The organism is Chromobacterium sp. ASV23, from assembly GCF_016428945.1.
In the GTDB taxonomy this organism is placed as follows: Bacteria; Pseudomonadota; Gammaproteobacteria; order Burkholderiales; family Chromobacteriaceae; genus Chromobacterium; species Chromobacterium sinusclupearum.
This window is the reverse complement of record NZ_JAELTR010000077.1, coordinates 1-14,079: the sequence shown is the minus strand read 5'-3', so window position 1 is coordinate 14,079 and position 14,079 is coordinate 1. Positions and strand designations below refer to the sequence as shown.

The window sequence follows — 14,079 nt, the reverse complement described above, 5'->3', positions numbered from 1 at the left end:
GTGCCGACACTTTACTCCGCTTCAATGAACATCTGAAGGCGTTTAGGCGTTTTATATAAGCCACTCAGCTGCGGCGATGATGGGCGATCAGCCGCGCCAGCGCGCGCTTGACCTCGGGGTTGCCGATGCAGTCCGCCGCCTGTTCCATGCCGTCCAGCGCGTTTTCGCTGATGGCCAGCCACTTCGCCCGCTTGGGTTGGGCCTGTTGCAGCGTCACCTTCACTTTGACCTTGGACGCCGGGTAGCCGCGCTCCGCCAGTTGCGGCAGCAGGCCGGGCGCCATCATGCGCAGCCGGGCGGCGACGATGCCGTTGTCGGCATGCAGCACCAGTTCGTCGTCGCGGATACGCACGGCGCGGCAGGCTTCGGCCAGCGCCGGCGGAATCAGCTTCTTGAAGGCGCGGTCCAGCGCCATCAGCTCCTGCGCGGCGGCGGTCAGCCGCGACAGATGGCTGTCCTGGCGGGTGATGTCTTTGAGCGGTCGTCCGGACATGAGGTGAGCGGGGAGGGCGGTTGATGCCGTATTGTAGCATCGCGCGGGCTGTCGGCTTGCGCTCAAACGAAACGGGCGCCGTTGAGGCGCCCGTCGTTCGGCTGGCCGTAAGGCTTACTGGCCGCCTTCCACGTCTTCCAGGCTGAAGGTTTCGGTGTGGTCGTTGTAGGAGAAGATTTCCGCGTAGCGGCCCCAGCTGATCACGGTGTCCAGCGTTTCTTCGGCCGATTCGTCCGACAGCGAATCCTCCAGCTCCTGGGCGAAGCGCAGGCGCGGCGCGCGCTGGCCCGGCCGTTCCTGCAGCACCTTGCGGATGTGGGCGGCCATCGGCACATTGCGCAGCAGGTGCTCGGCGAACAGCACCTTGCGTTCCTGGGTGCCGTAGTCGGCGAACAGCTTGCCGGCGGTGGTCAGCAGGATGTCGCCGTCTTTCAGCTCGACGAAGCCCAGGTGCTCCAGGATTTCCGCCACCGGGAACAGATCGTCCACTTCCAGGCGCAGCTTTTCCGCGATCTCCGGCATGTCGGCCTTGCCGAAGTACGGTTCCTGCGCCACTTCCTCGATCAGGCCGGCCATCAGGTTGGTCGACACCTCGGTCAGATGGCTGCCGATTTCCAGCGGCAGCTTGTGCATGGTGTGCGCGCTGCGGCGCGCGGTCATCAGCGCGTAGATGTCGTCCACCATCTTGCGGAAGGCCGGGTCCAGCCGGTTGCGGCGGTGCGGGAACGGCACCTTGATCTCGGCCACCACGCGGCCGGGATTGGACGACAGCACCAGGATGCGGTCGCACATGAACACCGCTTCCTCGATATTGTGGGTGACGATCAGCACCGACTTGATCGGCAGCTGGCCTTCGCTCCACAAGTCCAGCATGTCGGTGCGCAGCGTTTCCGCCGTCAGCACGTCCAGCGCGGAGAACGGTTCGTCCATCAGCAGCAGGGTCGGGTTCACCACCAGGGCGCGGGCAAAGCCGACGCGCTGGCGCATGCCGCCGGACAGCTCGCGCGGGTAGGCGTTTTCAAAGCCGTCCAGGCCGATCAGGTCGATGGCGGCCAGCGCGCGCCTGCGGCGCTCCTTCGGCTCCACGCCCAGCGCCTCCAGGCCGGCTTCCACGTTTTGCAGCACGGTCAGCCACGGGAACAGCGCGAAGGTCTGAAACACCATGGATACGCCTTCGGCCGGACCCTTCAACGGTTTACCGTGGTAATTCACGTCGCCGCTGCTTTGCTGGATCAGGCCGGCGATGATGCGCAGCAGCGTCGATTTGCCGGAGCCGGAGCGGCCCAGCAAGCCGACGATCTCGCCTTCGCGCAGCGTCAGGTTGACGTCGTCCAATACCTGGATTTCATCGGCGCCCTTGGCGAAACCGCGGCAGACGTTCTTCAGCGAGAAGATTTCTTGTCCCAGGGTGGTGGTTTCGTGAGTCATGCTTGCCCCCTTAGTTGAGACGGAGTTTGTTTTCGGCAATGGCGTACATCGGGCGCCACAGCAAACGGTTGAACAGGACGACGAACAGCGACATCACGACGATGCCGAGCAGGATCTTCGGGTAGTCGCCGGCGGCGGTGGTTTGCGCGATGTAGGCGCCCAGGCCGTGGGCCACCACCTTGTCGTCGCCCCAGGATACGAATTCGGACACGATGCTGGCGTTCCAGGCGCCGCCGGACGCGGTGATCGCGCCGGTGACGTAGTATGGGAAAATGCCGGGCAGCATGACTTGGCGCCACCATTGCCAGCCGCGGATGCGGAAGTTCACGGCCGCTTCTTTGAAATCATTGGGAAAGGCCGTGGCGCCGGCGATCACATTGAACAGGATGTACCACTGGGTGCCCAGCACGATCAGCGGCGACAGCCAGATGTCCGGGTTCAGCTTGAAGTGGACGATGAATACCACGAACACCGGGAACAGCAGGTTGGCCGGGAAGGCGGCCAGGAACTGCGCCAAGGGCTGGACTTTTTCCGCCAGGGCCGGACGCAGGCCGATCAGCACGCCCAGCGGCACCCAGATCACCGAGGCCAGCACGATCAGCAGCGTCACGCGCAGCAGGGTGATCAGGCCCAGGCCGAACACCCGCAGCACTTCGGAGAAACCGACCTCCTTGGCGATGAAATGCACCAGCAGATTGGCGCTGTAGAGGGCGAGCACGGCGACCAGCGCCCACCACAGCATATCGATGCCGCGCGACACCGGCGTATGGTCTTCCGAATGGATGCCCTTGGGCAGGCTGAAATTCAGGCGCAAGTGGGCGATGCGGCGGATCAGCTTGCCGAAGGGCTTGAGCAGCTGCTGGATGGAGCGCGTGCGCTGGATCAGGTTCAGCACCCAGGATTCCGGCGCCGTCTGGCTGGCGGTGTCCTCCAGGCGGAACTTGTCGGCCCAGGCCACCAGCGGACGGAACAGGAACTGGTCATAGATCAGGATCACGATGGACATGGTCAGGATCACCCAGCCCACGGCCGCCAGGTCCTTGTTCTGGATCGCCAGCGCCAGATACGAGCCGACGCCCGGCAGGGTGACGGTCTTGTCGCCGACGGTGATGGCCTCGGACGCGACCACGAAGAACCAGCCGCCGGACATGCTCATCATCATGTTCCAGATCATGCCCGGCATGGCGTACGGCACTTCCAGCTTCCAGAACTTCTGCCAGCCGCTGAGCCGGAGGTTGACGGACACTTCCTGCAGATCGCGCGGCACGGTGCGCAGCGACTGGTAGAAGCTGAAAGTCATGTTCCAGGCCTGGCTGGTGAAAATGGCGAAGATGGCCGCGCATTCCGCGCCCAGCACGCGGCCGGGGAACAGGGCGATGAAAAAGGTCACCGTGAACGAGATGTAGCCCAGCACCGGCACCGATTGCAGGATGTCCAGAATCGGCACCAGCAGCAGGCCGGCGCGGCGGCTCTTGGCCGCCAGCGTGCCATAGATCAGGGTGAAGACCAGCGCCGCGACCATCGCCGCCAGCATGCGCAAGGTGGTGCGCAGCGCGTACTCCGGCAGATGGCCGGGGTCCAGCGTGATGGGAATGGTTTGCAGCGCGGTGATCGGCGCCCAGGTGGCGCGAATGCCGGTAGTGGCCAGCAATAAAAAGCCGAGGATCAGCGGAAACGCGATCAAATCCCAGCGGTTGGGTATCAGCCGCCGGGCGGTGGCGGGCATGAAGTGGCGGACGGCGGTGGTCATCAGGCCTCTCCGGTTTTATAGGATTGTTCCGGTGGCCCGCGGCCTTGCGGCGAGCGGGCCGTTTTTTGCTGGGGCGCCGGACGCGGGAAACGCGTCACTTTACCGTAGCACTGCCGATGCCAGTTGGAATGCTGCGGGCCGGCTGCCATGCCGCGGCGGGCATCGCGGGAAAACGCGCCAGATGATTGCCGAGAAGGTTCCGGTCAGGGCATGAATGCTACCAGAGAAGCCATAAAACCATTGTTAAAAACGCGGTTGGACAGGCGGTATTTTGTGACGAAATGTACTAGCTGAAAGTGTGCGTGAAGCGGCCGCGCCGCCACGCCGACAAGGCGCGGCGGCGGCTTACAGCACGTTGACGGCCGGGGTGCCGGATGCGACTTCCAGCGTTTGCGTGCTGGCGGTGGCAGGCGAGGGCGCCACCCCGTTCACCAACTTGGCCATCTTGTGGAAGGTGCAGCTGAGCTTGGCTTGCGTCAGCGTGACCACGGCGTAGCCCTGGGCGTCGGTATCGACGTATTTGAGCCAGTTGCCGTTGAACTGCTTCAGGGTGTTGTTGAAGGTGTTGACGGTCTGCCCATTGACCGTTTGATAGATCAGCGGCGCGGCCTTGGCGAAAGCCGGCACGGTGTCCACCACGTTCTTGAAGTAGCTGAAGAAGGAGTTGCTGGAGATGCCGGCGGTGACCAGGTCCACCATCACGGGGGTGGGGCTGGCCGCATCGTAATCGTCCATCACTGGGCCGGCGAAGAAGGCATGGATGTCGCCGGTGATGCCCACCACGTTGCCGATGCCATTGCTCTTCAGGAAGCCCATCAGCGCCTTGCGCTCGGCATTGTAGCCATCCCACTGGTCGGCATTGAGGATGTACTGATCCAGCAGCATGGTCGGCGGCAGGTTGGCGTCTAGCGTCGGCTTCAGCGCCGCATTGAACACCGCCGCGGTGATGGCGTTGCCGCTGAGCGTGGCCAACAGCGGCTGGGTATGGGCATAGCTCAGCACCGGCGTGGCGCCGCTCTTGTCGGCCGCCAGCAGGTCCTGATACAACGCGCCGGCCAGTTGCTGTTGCGCCGCGCTGAAGTCCATTCCCTGCTTGGCCAGGGCAGCGATCAGTCCTTGCGCCAGCAGGCCGGCCACCGCCATGGTGCCGTCCACGCCCATGCGCAGCAGCGATACCTCATTGCCCCACAGTTTCCAGGTAGTGGACGCGCCCTGCATCTGCTGTTGCCACCATTGACGCTGGGTGTCTCCCAGGATGGACACATTCAGCAGGTTGCCGCCGGTGGAGGCCATCTTGGCCGCCTCGGCCTGCGCCAGCGCGGATTTCGGCACAAAGTAGCGGCTGCCCAGATTGGCCAGGCCGGTATTCGGCACCGCGGTTTCCGGAATGATGTGGTCGGAGCGGTACAGGCGCTGGTCGGTCATCACCAGCGTGGCCAGATTGCCGAAGCTGAAGCTGCGGTAGATCTGGATGTTCTGGAACGAGGGATTGGACAAGTCGATGCTGACATCGGCCGGCGTGTATTCAAACCATGCCTGGCTGGCGCTGCGGCGGCGCGGGGTGTTGGGCACGCTGTCGTCGCCGGGATAGTAGACCTGACGGTCTTGCCAGCAGTCGTCGGAAAACTCGTGATCGTCCCAGATCGAGATCACCGGGAAATTGGCGTGCACCGCCTGGATGCGCGGGTCGGAGCGGTAGCTTTTGTACAGATAGCGGTAATCGGCCAGCGTGGTGGCGTAGATGGCGCCATCGGCGCGCTTGGTGCCGTTGGGCAGCGTCAGCGCAGCGTGCCGGGTTTCGTTGTTGCCGTTCTGGAAGCCTGCGCCGACGGTTTCATAAATGTAATCGCCGACGTGCATCACGAAATCCAGATCCAGCTGGGCGATTTCGTCGAAGGCCCCCCAGTGGTTGACGCTCCAGTCCTGACAGGTGATGTAGGCGAATTTCAGCTGCGAAACGGCTGTGCCGGGGGCGGGCGCGGTCTTGGTGCGGCCAATGGTGCTGCTGGTGCCGCCGGTGAGGAATCGATAGTAATAGGTGGTGGCGCTGGACAGTCCGGTGACCTTGTGGCGGACGGTATAGTCCCACGCCGGGTCGGCGCTGAGCGCCTGGTTGACCAGCAGGTTGGAGAAATCCTGCTTGTCGGAAAGCTGAATAGTGACGCCCAGCGAGTTGGCGCCGTCTCCGCCGTCTACGCGGGTCCACAGAATGATGCTGTCCGGCCGCGGATCGCCGGAGGCCACGCCCAGGCCGAAGGCTTTGCCGGCAGCCAGTTGGCTCTGCCCAGCGGCAGCGCTTGCGCTGCCATCGCTCCCGCCGCCGCAGGCGCTTAGCCCGGCGCTGGCTGCCGATACCGTCAGAAAACTGCCCCACTTGAGGAATTGCCGCCTATCCATCGCTGCTCCTGGGTTATTTATGCTGTCGCTATGAAAATGGCGGATTATCGCCAAGGAATATGTAAATCGCATGAATGGTTCGGTCAATTGAATCGAGCGTTTGCTCTATCTGAGCGTAGTCGAAATCCAACAGTTGTCTGTTACCCTGCTCTTGATGTGGCGCATGGATGCCCCCATAACCTTGGCTGGGAATGTGCTACACTTTTCAGCATTTTTGCGGACACGTTTTCCGGCCCGCTGGTTTCTGGATTCGACTACATGATTTCTTCGCTACTCAAGAAGGTGTTCGGCAGCCGCAACGATCGTCTGCTGAAGCAATATCGCCAAACCGCGGCCCGCATCAATGCGATGGAGCCGGCGATGCAGGCGCTGTCCGACGAGGCCCTGGCCGCCAAGACCCAAGAATTCCGCGATCGCCTGAGCAAGGGCGAAACGCTGGACGACCTGTTGCCCGAAGCGTTCGCCGTTTGCCGCGAGGCCTCGCGCCGCGTGCTGGGCATGCGCCACTTCGACGTGCAGCTGATCGGCGGCATGACGCTGCATCACGGCAAGATTGCGGAAATGCGCACAGGCGAAGGCAAGACCCTGGTGGGCACGCTGCCGGTTTACCTGAATGCCTTGACCGGCGACGGCGTCCACGTGGTGACCGTCAACGACTACCTGGCCAGCCGCGACGCCGGCATCATGGCGCCGCTCTACAACTTCCTGGGCCTGTCGGTGGGCGTGAACTTGTCGCAGATGGCCCATGACGACAAGCAGGCGGCCTACGGCTGCGACATCACCTACGGCACCAACAACGAATTCGGCTTCGACTACCTGCGCGACAATATGGTGTTCAGCGTGGGCGAGAAGGTGCAGCGCAAGCTGGCCTACGCCGTGGTGGACGAGGTGGACTCCATCCTGATCGACGAAGCGCGCACCCCGCTGATCATCTCCGGCCCGGCCGAAGACAATATCGACATGTACCAGCGCATGAACGCGGTGCCGCCGATGTTGAAGCGCCAGGAAACCGAAGAAGGCGAAGGCGACTACTGGGTGGACGAGAAGGCCAACAGCCTGCTGTTGTCCGAGACCGGCCATGAGCGCAGCGAGGAAATCCTCACCCAGCTGGGTATGCTGAAGGAAGGCGACAGCCTGTACTCGGCCACCAATATCACGCTGATGCACCACCTGATGGCCGCCTTGCGCGCCCACGCGCTGTTCCACAAGGACCAGCACTACGTGGTGCAGGATGGCGAAGTGGTGATCGTCGACGAATTCACCGGCCGCCTGATGGCCGGCCGCCGCTGGTCCGACGGCCTGCACCAGGCCGTGGAAGCCAAGGAAGGCGTGGAGATCAACCGCGAAAACCAGACGCTGGCTTCGATCACCTTCCAGAACTACTTCCGCTTGTACGGCAAGCTGTCCGGCATGACTGGCACCGCCGACACCGAAGCGTATGAATTCCAGAGCATTTACGGCCTGGAAACCGTAGTGATCCCGACCAACAAGCCGATGATCCGCAAGGATGCCCAGGACAAGGTTTACCGCTCCGCCAAGGAGAAGTACGACGCCATCCTGGCCGATATCAAGGATTGCCACGAGCGCGGCCAGCCGGTGCTGGTGGGCACCACCAGCATCGAAAACTCCGAGCTGGTGTCCCATCTGTTGACCGAGGCCAAGCTGCCGCACAATGTGTTGAACGCCAAGGAGCACGCCCGCGAGGCCGACATCGTGGTGCAGGCCGGCCGTCCCGGCATGATCACGGTGGCCACCAATATGGCCGGCCGCGGCACCGACATCGTGCTGGGCGGCAACCCCGAGCCGGAAATCAAGGCCGTGCGCGCCGACGACAGCCTGTCCGACGACGAGAAAAACGCCAAGGTGGAAGCGATCCGCGCCGAGTGGAAGCAACGCCACGCCGCGGTGCTGGAAGCCGGCGGCCTGCATATCGTCGGCACCGAGCGCCACGAGTCCCGCCGCATCGACAACCAGCTGCGCGGCCGTTCCGGCCGCCAGGGCGACCCGGGTTCTTCCCGTTTCTACCTGTGCCTGGAAGACCCGCTGCTGCGCATTTTCGCTTCCGACCGCGTGGCCGCCATCATGGACCGCCTGAAGATGCCGGAAGGCGAGGCGATCGAGCATCCGTGGGTGACCCGCTCCATCGAAAACGCCCAGCGCAAGGTGGAAGGCCGCAACTTCGACATCCGCAAGCAATTGCTGGAATACGACGACGTCGCCAACGACCAGCGCAAGGTGATCTACCAGCAACGCAGCGAAATCCTGGTGGAAGACGATGTGTCCGACGTGGTGGTGAACATGCGCGAAGGCGTGATCTCCGACCTGGTCGACCTGCACATGCCGCCGGAAACCATGGAAGAGCAGTGGGATCTGGCCGGCCTGGAGAAGACCCTGGCGTCGGACTTCCTGCTGCACGCGCCGGTGGCGGAGTGGATGAAGGCCGAACCGAATCTCGACATCGAGCAGATCCGCGAGCGCATCATCGAGCTGGCCGCCGCCGCCTACCAGGCCAAGGTGGAGCTGGCCGGCGAGAGCGTGATGCGCCAGTTCGAGCGCAGCCTGGTGCTGCAGATGCTGGACAACCACTGGCGCGAGCACCTCGCCGCCATGGACCACCTGCGTCAGGGCATCCATCTGCGCGGCTACGCCCAGAAGAACCCCAAGCAGGAATACAAGCGCGAGGCCTTCGAGCTGTTCGCCGACATGCTGGAGCGCATCAAGCGCAGCGTGGTGCAGGTGCTGATGACGGTGCAGATCCGCGGCCAGGACGATATAGACGCGGTGGAGCCGCACGAGCTGCCGGAGTTCGAGCTGCAGCATGCCGATCCGGGCTCCGCGCTGGGCGACGACGAGGACAATCCGCTGTCGCCGGACGCGCTGGCCGCTCAAGGCCTGCGCATCAACCGCAACGATCCCTGCCCGTGCGGGAGCGGCATGAAGTACAAGCAGTGCCACGGCAAGCTGGCCTGATGCGCTGATTGTTGCCCCGGAAAAAGCCGACGTTCGCGTCGGCTTTTTCATTTTGGCCCGCGAGGCGCTTGGCGGCGGCCTCGCCATGGTGTTAGCATGGCGGCGGGTCAACAGTTCACCCAGGCGTCGCCGGCGATTTCGCCACGCTAAACCTGTCCTTGGCTTGCATGAATCTCTGCTTGGCTCGAACCTCGTGCCAGGCCGTAACGGCGACCGCGGCAGTCTTTCCCGACTTTGGCACGCAGACAGGATTCGAACCATGTCTCGCACGCTCTATCCGTTTTACAGCAGCGATATCTCGTCGCTGGCCCGCTCCCTGAAACAGCAATGGGCCGATCAGACCGAGCCGCCCGGCCATCTGCAAATCCTCAATATGCTGGCGCGCGCCGCTGGTTTCCAGAACTTCCAGCACCTGCGCGCCGAGCACGATCGCCCGCTCGCCGCCGAACCGGTCGCCGCGTCCTCGCCGACTCAGCGCTTGTTGCGCCATTTCGACGAACTGGGCCGCTTGATCCGCTGGCCGAAGAAATTCAGCGAGCAGCGCGCCTGCCTGTGGGCCTTATGGTCCGACTTGCCGCGAGGCGAGGAATGGGATGAGCCGGCGGTCAACCTGGCCATCCGGGCGCTGGAAACCTTCGGCGACCATGTCTTGATCCGGCGCGAGCTGGTGGAGGGCGGCTGGATGGGCCGCACCGCCGATTGCCGGCGATATTGGCTGCTGGCGCCTGAGTTGCCGGCGGAAATGGTGGAGTTGGAGGAGCAGGTGAGTCTGCGCCGCGCCCTTTGTCCTGGCGGATGAGGGCGGCAAACAGCATGCTTTGAAATCGAAGTGTTGTAAGCGCCGCAGCCCAGGCTCGCAGTGCAGAATCAGCTCGGGCTAGCGGCGCTGAATGGGTTTTAAGGGTAGGCTTGAGCGATGGCGTTTTGCGACAGCATGTACATTTGCACGCTCATGTCTTGTCCCAGGTAAAGATCGCGCCGTCGCGTCCATTTTTGGCCCGATTGCGAGTCGTAAGCCACCGGCAACTCGACATCGGCGGGCATGAACGCGTTCAGCTTGAGGTCCCGCGCAAGCTTGACGCAGCGCTTGATGTGGTCACGGTGGCCGATGACCCCAACTGTTCCCATCTTGCCGGGATCTCCGCCTGCAAACTCTATCGCTTTCTTTATCACGCCTTCCGTGCTTAGGTAGATGACCTGTCCGTTCTCGTCAATCTCCGGCTCGATGGAGACGACTTGACCCATGCCGTATTTTTGCTGGAGGTAGCGCGCGATTTCCCACTGCGCGTAAACCGGCGCGTAAGGGGCGCGGGCGCGGAGTTGCTGTACGGATTGCGCCAGTAATTCATTGATCGGGCCAGGCGTGGTTTCGCCGGCGGCGCTGACCCGGTTGCCGAATGCCAGCGCAACAATGCTGTTGACGGTGTTGCTGGGGCAACTGGGCGGCGTCCAGGCGTAGCAGGCATCCAGAATCATGGCGTGCAGGGCTTGCGCCGTCGCGTTGTCGCCGCCCAGCTCTTGGCTTAGCCGTTGCAGCATCAGGTTCTCGGTTTGATCCGCCGGTCCTTGCGCTCCGGCATCGCCGCACGCGGTCAACAGGGAGCCCGCCATAGGCGCTAGCATCGCGCCGAAGCCAAAGCGACAGAAATCTCTTCTCTCAATACTCATACGACACTCCTTCTCATGATGAATCAATCTTAGAAAGAGATCGTATGCTATTTATTGTTTTGGTGAGAATTTCATGTCAACTTTTTGAAATAAAATTGCTGAAAATCACATATCGTTAGATTCAATATGTTGTTTATGCAACATGGCGATGCGGATTGGCTGCCATTCGAATCCGGCGCGCGGGATGACGAATCGCCTTTGCTTTACAGATACGGCTTGACCGCCGCTTCCAGCTTTTTCTCGTCCAGCTTGCCGGTCAGCGTGGCGGCCACTTTGCCGCTGCGATCCAGCACCAGCGTGTACGGCAGGCCGCCGGTCTTGTTGCCCAGGCTGCGCATCAGGTCCAGCGTATCGTCGTTGCCCAGCAGGATGGGGTAGCCGATCTTCAGCTGTTTGACGAAGGGCGCCACTTGCTCCTTGTTGTCCAGCGCCACGCCCACCACTTCCACGCCCTTCGGCGCCAGTTTCTTGCGCAGGCCGTTCAGCATTGGCATTTCCTCGCGGCACGGGCCGCACCAGGTGGCCCAGAAGTTCAGCACCGTCACCTTGCCCTTGTAGGCGGACATGGCCACCGGCTTGGCGTCGAGGTCGGCGAAGCGGCTTTGCTCCAGCGTGGGGGCGGCTTGGGCGGCCAGCGGCAGCGCGGCCAAGAGCAGGGAGGCGAACAGGCGTTTGGAGTTCATCGGCTTTTCCTGTGATGTCATTGGAATTGTCTTGGATTTCCGCAACTTGCGTGCATCCGGGGATGATCGAAAAATAAACTTTATGTTAAAATGTTCGATTGATTACTTTGCGGAGTGGGCATGTCTATCCTCGTCTGCGGGGCGCTCGCATACGATACCCTGTTCTCGTTCCATGGCCGATTTGACAGCCAGATCCTGCCGGATCAGCTGCACAAGATCTCGACCACCTTCCTCGCTCCGACGATGCGCCGCGAATTCGGCGGCATGGCCGGCAATATCGCCTACAGCTTGTGCTTGCTGGGCGAGAAGCCCATTGTGATGGGCGTGGTCGGCGAGGACTTCGAGCCGTACCGTCAGCACCTGAAACGCGTGGGCGTGGACGATCGCTTCATCCGCCTGATCCGCAAGCAGTATACCCCGCAATGCTTCGGCATTGCCGACAAGGACGGCAACCAGCTGATGGCCTTCCATCCGGGCGCGATGGATTTTGCCACCGAGAACCACGTGTCGGATATCGCGGACCCGATCGAGCTGGCGATTCTATCGCCGGGCGGCTACACCGCCTTCATCCAGCACTCGCGGGAGCTGGCGGCTGCGGGCATTCCGTTCATCTTCGATCCGGGCCAGGAGCTGCCGCTGCTGTCGCGCGACGAGATCCACGAGATCGTCGATCTGGCCAGCTATGTGGCGATCAACGACTACGAGAGCGAGCTGATGCGCGAACGCGCCGGCCTGACCGTGGACGACCTGCGCAAGAAGGTGAAGGCGTTGATCGTCACCCGCGGCTCCAAGGGCGCGGAAATCTATGTCGATGACACGGTGCACCTGATTCCGCGCGTACAGATGCCGATCAAGCCGGTGGACCCGATGGGTTGCGGCGACGCCTTCCGCGCCGGCTTGCTGTGGGGCATCAGCCGCGGCGTGGACTGGAAGGTCACCGGACGCCTGGCCAATGTGATCGGCGCGATCAAGGTCACCACGCACGGTTGCCAGAACCACTACTTCGACTGGGACTCGCTGAAGGATATCTATCTGCAGGCCTACGGCGAGGAATGGCCGCTGTAAGCGCCGCCGCTTGATCTGCAAGGCACCGCTCGCGCGGTGCCTTTTGTTTTGCCGCACTTGAATAAGCGCGCCGCCACCCCCACCATAGGTGGATTAAAACACGCCCAAGGGAAGATCATGCCACCCGTTCCGCACCTGGCCACCGCCCTCACCGCTCCCTTGTACGAGCTGGAAAGCCGCATCCTGGCCGCCCAGCCGCAGATCGAGCACTGGTTCCGCAGCCAATGGCATGCCCACGCCACGCCGTTCTACGGTTCGGTGGACCTGCGCAACAGCGGCTTCAAGCTGGCGCCGGTGGACATGAACCTGTTCCCGGGCGGCCACAACAATCTGAATCCGGAATTCCTGCCGCTGGCGGTGCAGGCGGCGCAGAGCGCGGTGGACAAGGTGTGTCCGGAAGCGCGCAGCATCCTGCTGATTCCGGAAAACCATACGCGCAACACCTTCTACCTGCAGAATGTCGCCACCCTGGTGCACATCTTCGAGCAGGCCGGCCTCAAGGTCCGCCTGGGTTCGCTGAATCCGGAAATCACCGAGCCGACTGAACTGGCCACGGCCAATGGCGACAAGCTGACGTTGGAGCCGCTGGAGCGCCGCGGCAACCGCCTGGTGCTGGCCGATGGCTTCAACCCCTGCGTGGTGCTGCTGAACAACGACCTGTCCGGTGGCATTCCCGACATCCTGAAGAATCTGGAACAAACGCTGCTGCCGCCCTTGCACGCCGGCTGGGCGGTACGCCGCAAGACGCATCATTTCGAAGCCTACGACAAGGTCTGCAATGAGTTCGCCAAGCTGATCTCCATCGACCCGTGGACCATCAATCCCTACTTCGCCAGCTGCGGCGGCCTGGATTTCCACGCCCGCACCGGCGAGGAGCAACTGGCCGAGACGGTGTCGCAGATGCTGGAGAAGATTCGCGTCAAATACCGCGAATACGGTATCGACAACGACCCCTTCGTCATCGTCAAGGCCGATGCCGGCACCTACGGCATGGGCGTGATGAGCGTGAAGAGCCCGGACGAGGTGATCGGCCTCAACCGCAAGGCGCGCAACAAGATGTCGGTGGTGAAGGAAGGCCTGGAAGTCTCCGAGGTGATCGTGCAGGAAGGCGTGTACACTTTCGAAACGGTCAACGAGGCCGTGGCAGAGCCGGTGGTCTACATGATGGACCGCTTCGTCATCGGCGGTTTCTACCGCGTGCATACCGGCCGCGGCATAGACGAAAACCTCAACGCGCCGGGCATGCACTTTGTGCCGCTGTCGTTCGAAACCGCCTGCCTGCCGGACCGCAAGGGCCTGCCGGACTGCGCCCCGAACCGCTTCTACGCTTACGGCGTGATCTCGCGGCTGGCGCTGCTGGCCGCCTCGCTGGAACTGGAAGCCACCGACCCGGACGCCGAATAACCTTCGCAGGAGAAACGCGATGCGCATCCTGTTCATTGCCGACCCGCTGGAACACTTCAAGATCTACAAGGACACCACCTTCGCCATGATGGAGGAGGCGCATCGCCGCGGCCACGCCGTCAGCTTTGCCGAGGCTCACCAGCTGTCGGTGGAGGGCGGCCGCATCCTGGTGGATGCGGTGGACCTGACCGTCACCGACGAGCGTCCGCACTGGTACAAGC

The 14,079-nt window shown here is 62.8% G+C and carries 10 protein-coding genes and 1 pseudogene; 5 read left to right on the top strand and 6 right to left on the bottom strand.

Annotation, left to right across the window (positions count from 1 at the left end):
- Positions 1–64: 64 nt before the first annotated feature.
- The 4 genes from JHD59_RS20110 to JHD59_RS20095 all read right to left on the bottom strand — a co-directional run bounded on the left by JHD59_RS20110 (position 65) and on the right by JHD59_RS20095 (position 6,068).
- Positions 65–493: a DUF721 domain-containing protein gene (locus JHD59_RS20110; protein WP_199155538.1), complete on the bottom strand. Its 429-nt coding sequence runs from the start codon at positions 491–493 to the stop codon at positions 65–67.
- Between the two features lie 114 nt (positions 494–607).
- Entirely contained in the window at positions 608–1,921 is a 1,314-nt protein-coding gene (locus JHD59_RS20105) for an AAA-associated domain-containing protein (RefSeq protein ID WP_103321719.1), read from the bottom strand.
- A 10-nt stretch (positions 1,922–1,931) separates the two neighbouring features.
- The gene (locus JHD59_RS20100) at positions 1,932–3,671 is read right to left on the bottom strand and encodes an ABC transporter permease subunit (RefSeq protein ID WP_103321718.1); all 1,740 of its coding nucleotides are present in this window, start codon (positions 3,669–3,671) and stop codon (positions 1,932–1,934) included.
- A 345-nt stretch (positions 3,672–4,016) separates the two neighbouring features.
- Complete coding sequence (locus tag JHD59_RS20095) at positions 4,017–6,068, bottom strand: alkaline phosphatase (protein ID WP_199155537.1); 2,052 nt, start codon at positions 6,066–6,068, stop codon at positions 4,017–4,019.
- Positions 6,069–6,326: 258 nt separating this feature from the next.
- Here JHD59_RS20095 and secA point away from each other — a divergent pair, with 258 nt between their 5' ends.
- On the top strand, positions 6,327–9,038 hold the full coding sequence (secA, locus tag JHD59_RS20090; protein WP_199155536.1) for a preprotein translocase subunit SecA: 2,712 nt from the start codon (positions 6,327–6,329) through the stop codon (positions 9,036–9,038).
- Between the two features lie 259 nt (positions 9,039–9,297).
- The gene (locus tag JHD59_RS20085; RefSeq protein ID WP_199155535.1) at positions 9,298–9,837 is read left to right on the top strand and encodes a DUF2087 domain-containing protein; all 540 of its coding nucleotides are present in this window, start codon (positions 9,298–9,300) and stop codon (positions 9,835–9,837) included.
- Positions 9,838–9,935: 98 nt separating this feature from the next.
- Here JHD59_RS20085 and JHD59_RS20080 read toward each other — a convergent pair whose 3' ends face one another.
- Positions 9,936–10,706: a hypothetical protein gene (locus JHD59_RS20080; protein ID WP_199155534.1), complete on the bottom strand. Its 771-nt coding sequence runs from the start codon at positions 10,704–10,706 to the stop codon at positions 9,936–9,938.
- 203 nt (positions 10,707–10,909) lie between these two features.
- A complete protein-coding gene (locus JHD59_RS20075) occupies positions 10,910–11,389 on the bottom strand; it encodes a TlpA disulfide reductase family protein (protein WP_043623956.1) in 480 nt (159 codons plus the stop codon).
- 120 nt (positions 11,390–11,509) lie between these two features.
- Between JHD59_RS20075 and JHD59_RS20070 the strand changes: the two genes are divergently transcribed.
- From JHD59_RS20070 to JHD59_RS20060, 3 genes and pseudogenes are all read left to right on the top strand, one after another.
- Positions 11,510–12,454 carry a carbohydrate kinase family protein gene (locus JHD59_RS20070; RefSeq protein ID WP_103321713.1) on the top strand — a complete coding sequence of 315 codons (945 nt, stop codon included), beginning with the start codon at positions 11,510–11,512 and terminating at the stop codon, positions 12,452–12,454.
- Between the two features lie 117 nt (positions 12,455–12,571).
- On the top strand, positions 12,572–13,858 hold the full coding sequence (gene gshA, locus JHD59_RS20065) for a glutamate--cysteine ligase (RefSeq protein WP_103321712.1): 1,287 nt from the start codon (positions 12,572–12,574) through the stop codon (positions 13,856–13,858).
- Positions 13,859–13,877: 19 nt separating this feature from the next.
- Positions 13,878–14,079 (top strand): annotated as a pseudogene (locus JHD59_RS20060) (glutathione synthase); the annotation flags it as partial.

Bases quoted from the DNA above. Each gene is read 5' to 3' on its own strand.
- JHD59_RS20110 (WP_199155538.1), bottom strand. From the start codon at position 493: ATGTCCGGACGACCGCTCAAAGACATCACCCGCCAGGACAGCCATCTG.
- JHD59_RS20105 (WP_103321719.1), bottom strand. From the start codon at position 1,921: ATGACTCACGAAACCACCACCCTGGGACAAGAAATCTTCTCGCTGAAG.
- JHD59_RS20100 (WP_103321718.1), bottom strand. From the start codon at position 3,671: ATGACCACCGCCGTCCGCCACTTCATGCCCGCCACCGCCCGGCGGCTG.
- JHD59_RS20095 (WP_199155537.1), bottom strand. From the start codon at position 6,068: ATGGATAGGCGGCAATTCCTCAAGTGGGGCAGTTTTCTGACGGTATCG.
- secA (WP_199155536.1), top strand. From the start codon at position 6,327: ATGATTTCTTCGCTACTCAAGAAGGTGTTCGGCAGCCGCAACGATCGT.
- JHD59_RS20085 (WP_199155535.1), top strand. From the start codon at position 9,298: ATGTCTCGCACGCTCTATCCGTTTTACAGCAGCGATATCTCGTCGCTG.
- JHD59_RS20080 (WP_199155534.1), bottom strand. From the start codon at position 10,706: ATGAGTATTGAGAGAAGAGATTTCTGTCGCTTTGGCTTCGGCGCGATG.
- JHD59_RS20075 (WP_043623956.1), bottom strand. From the start codon at position 11,389: ATGAACTCCAAACGCCTGTTCGCCTCCCTGCTCTTGGCCGCGCTGCCG.
- JHD59_RS20070 (WP_103321713.1), top strand. From the start codon at position 11,510: ATGTCTATCCTCGTCTGCGGGGCGCTCGCATACGATACCCTGTTCTCG.
- gshA (WP_103321712.1), top strand. From the start codon at position 12,572: ATGCCACCCGTTCCGCACCTGGCCACCGCCCTCACCGCTCCCTTGTAC.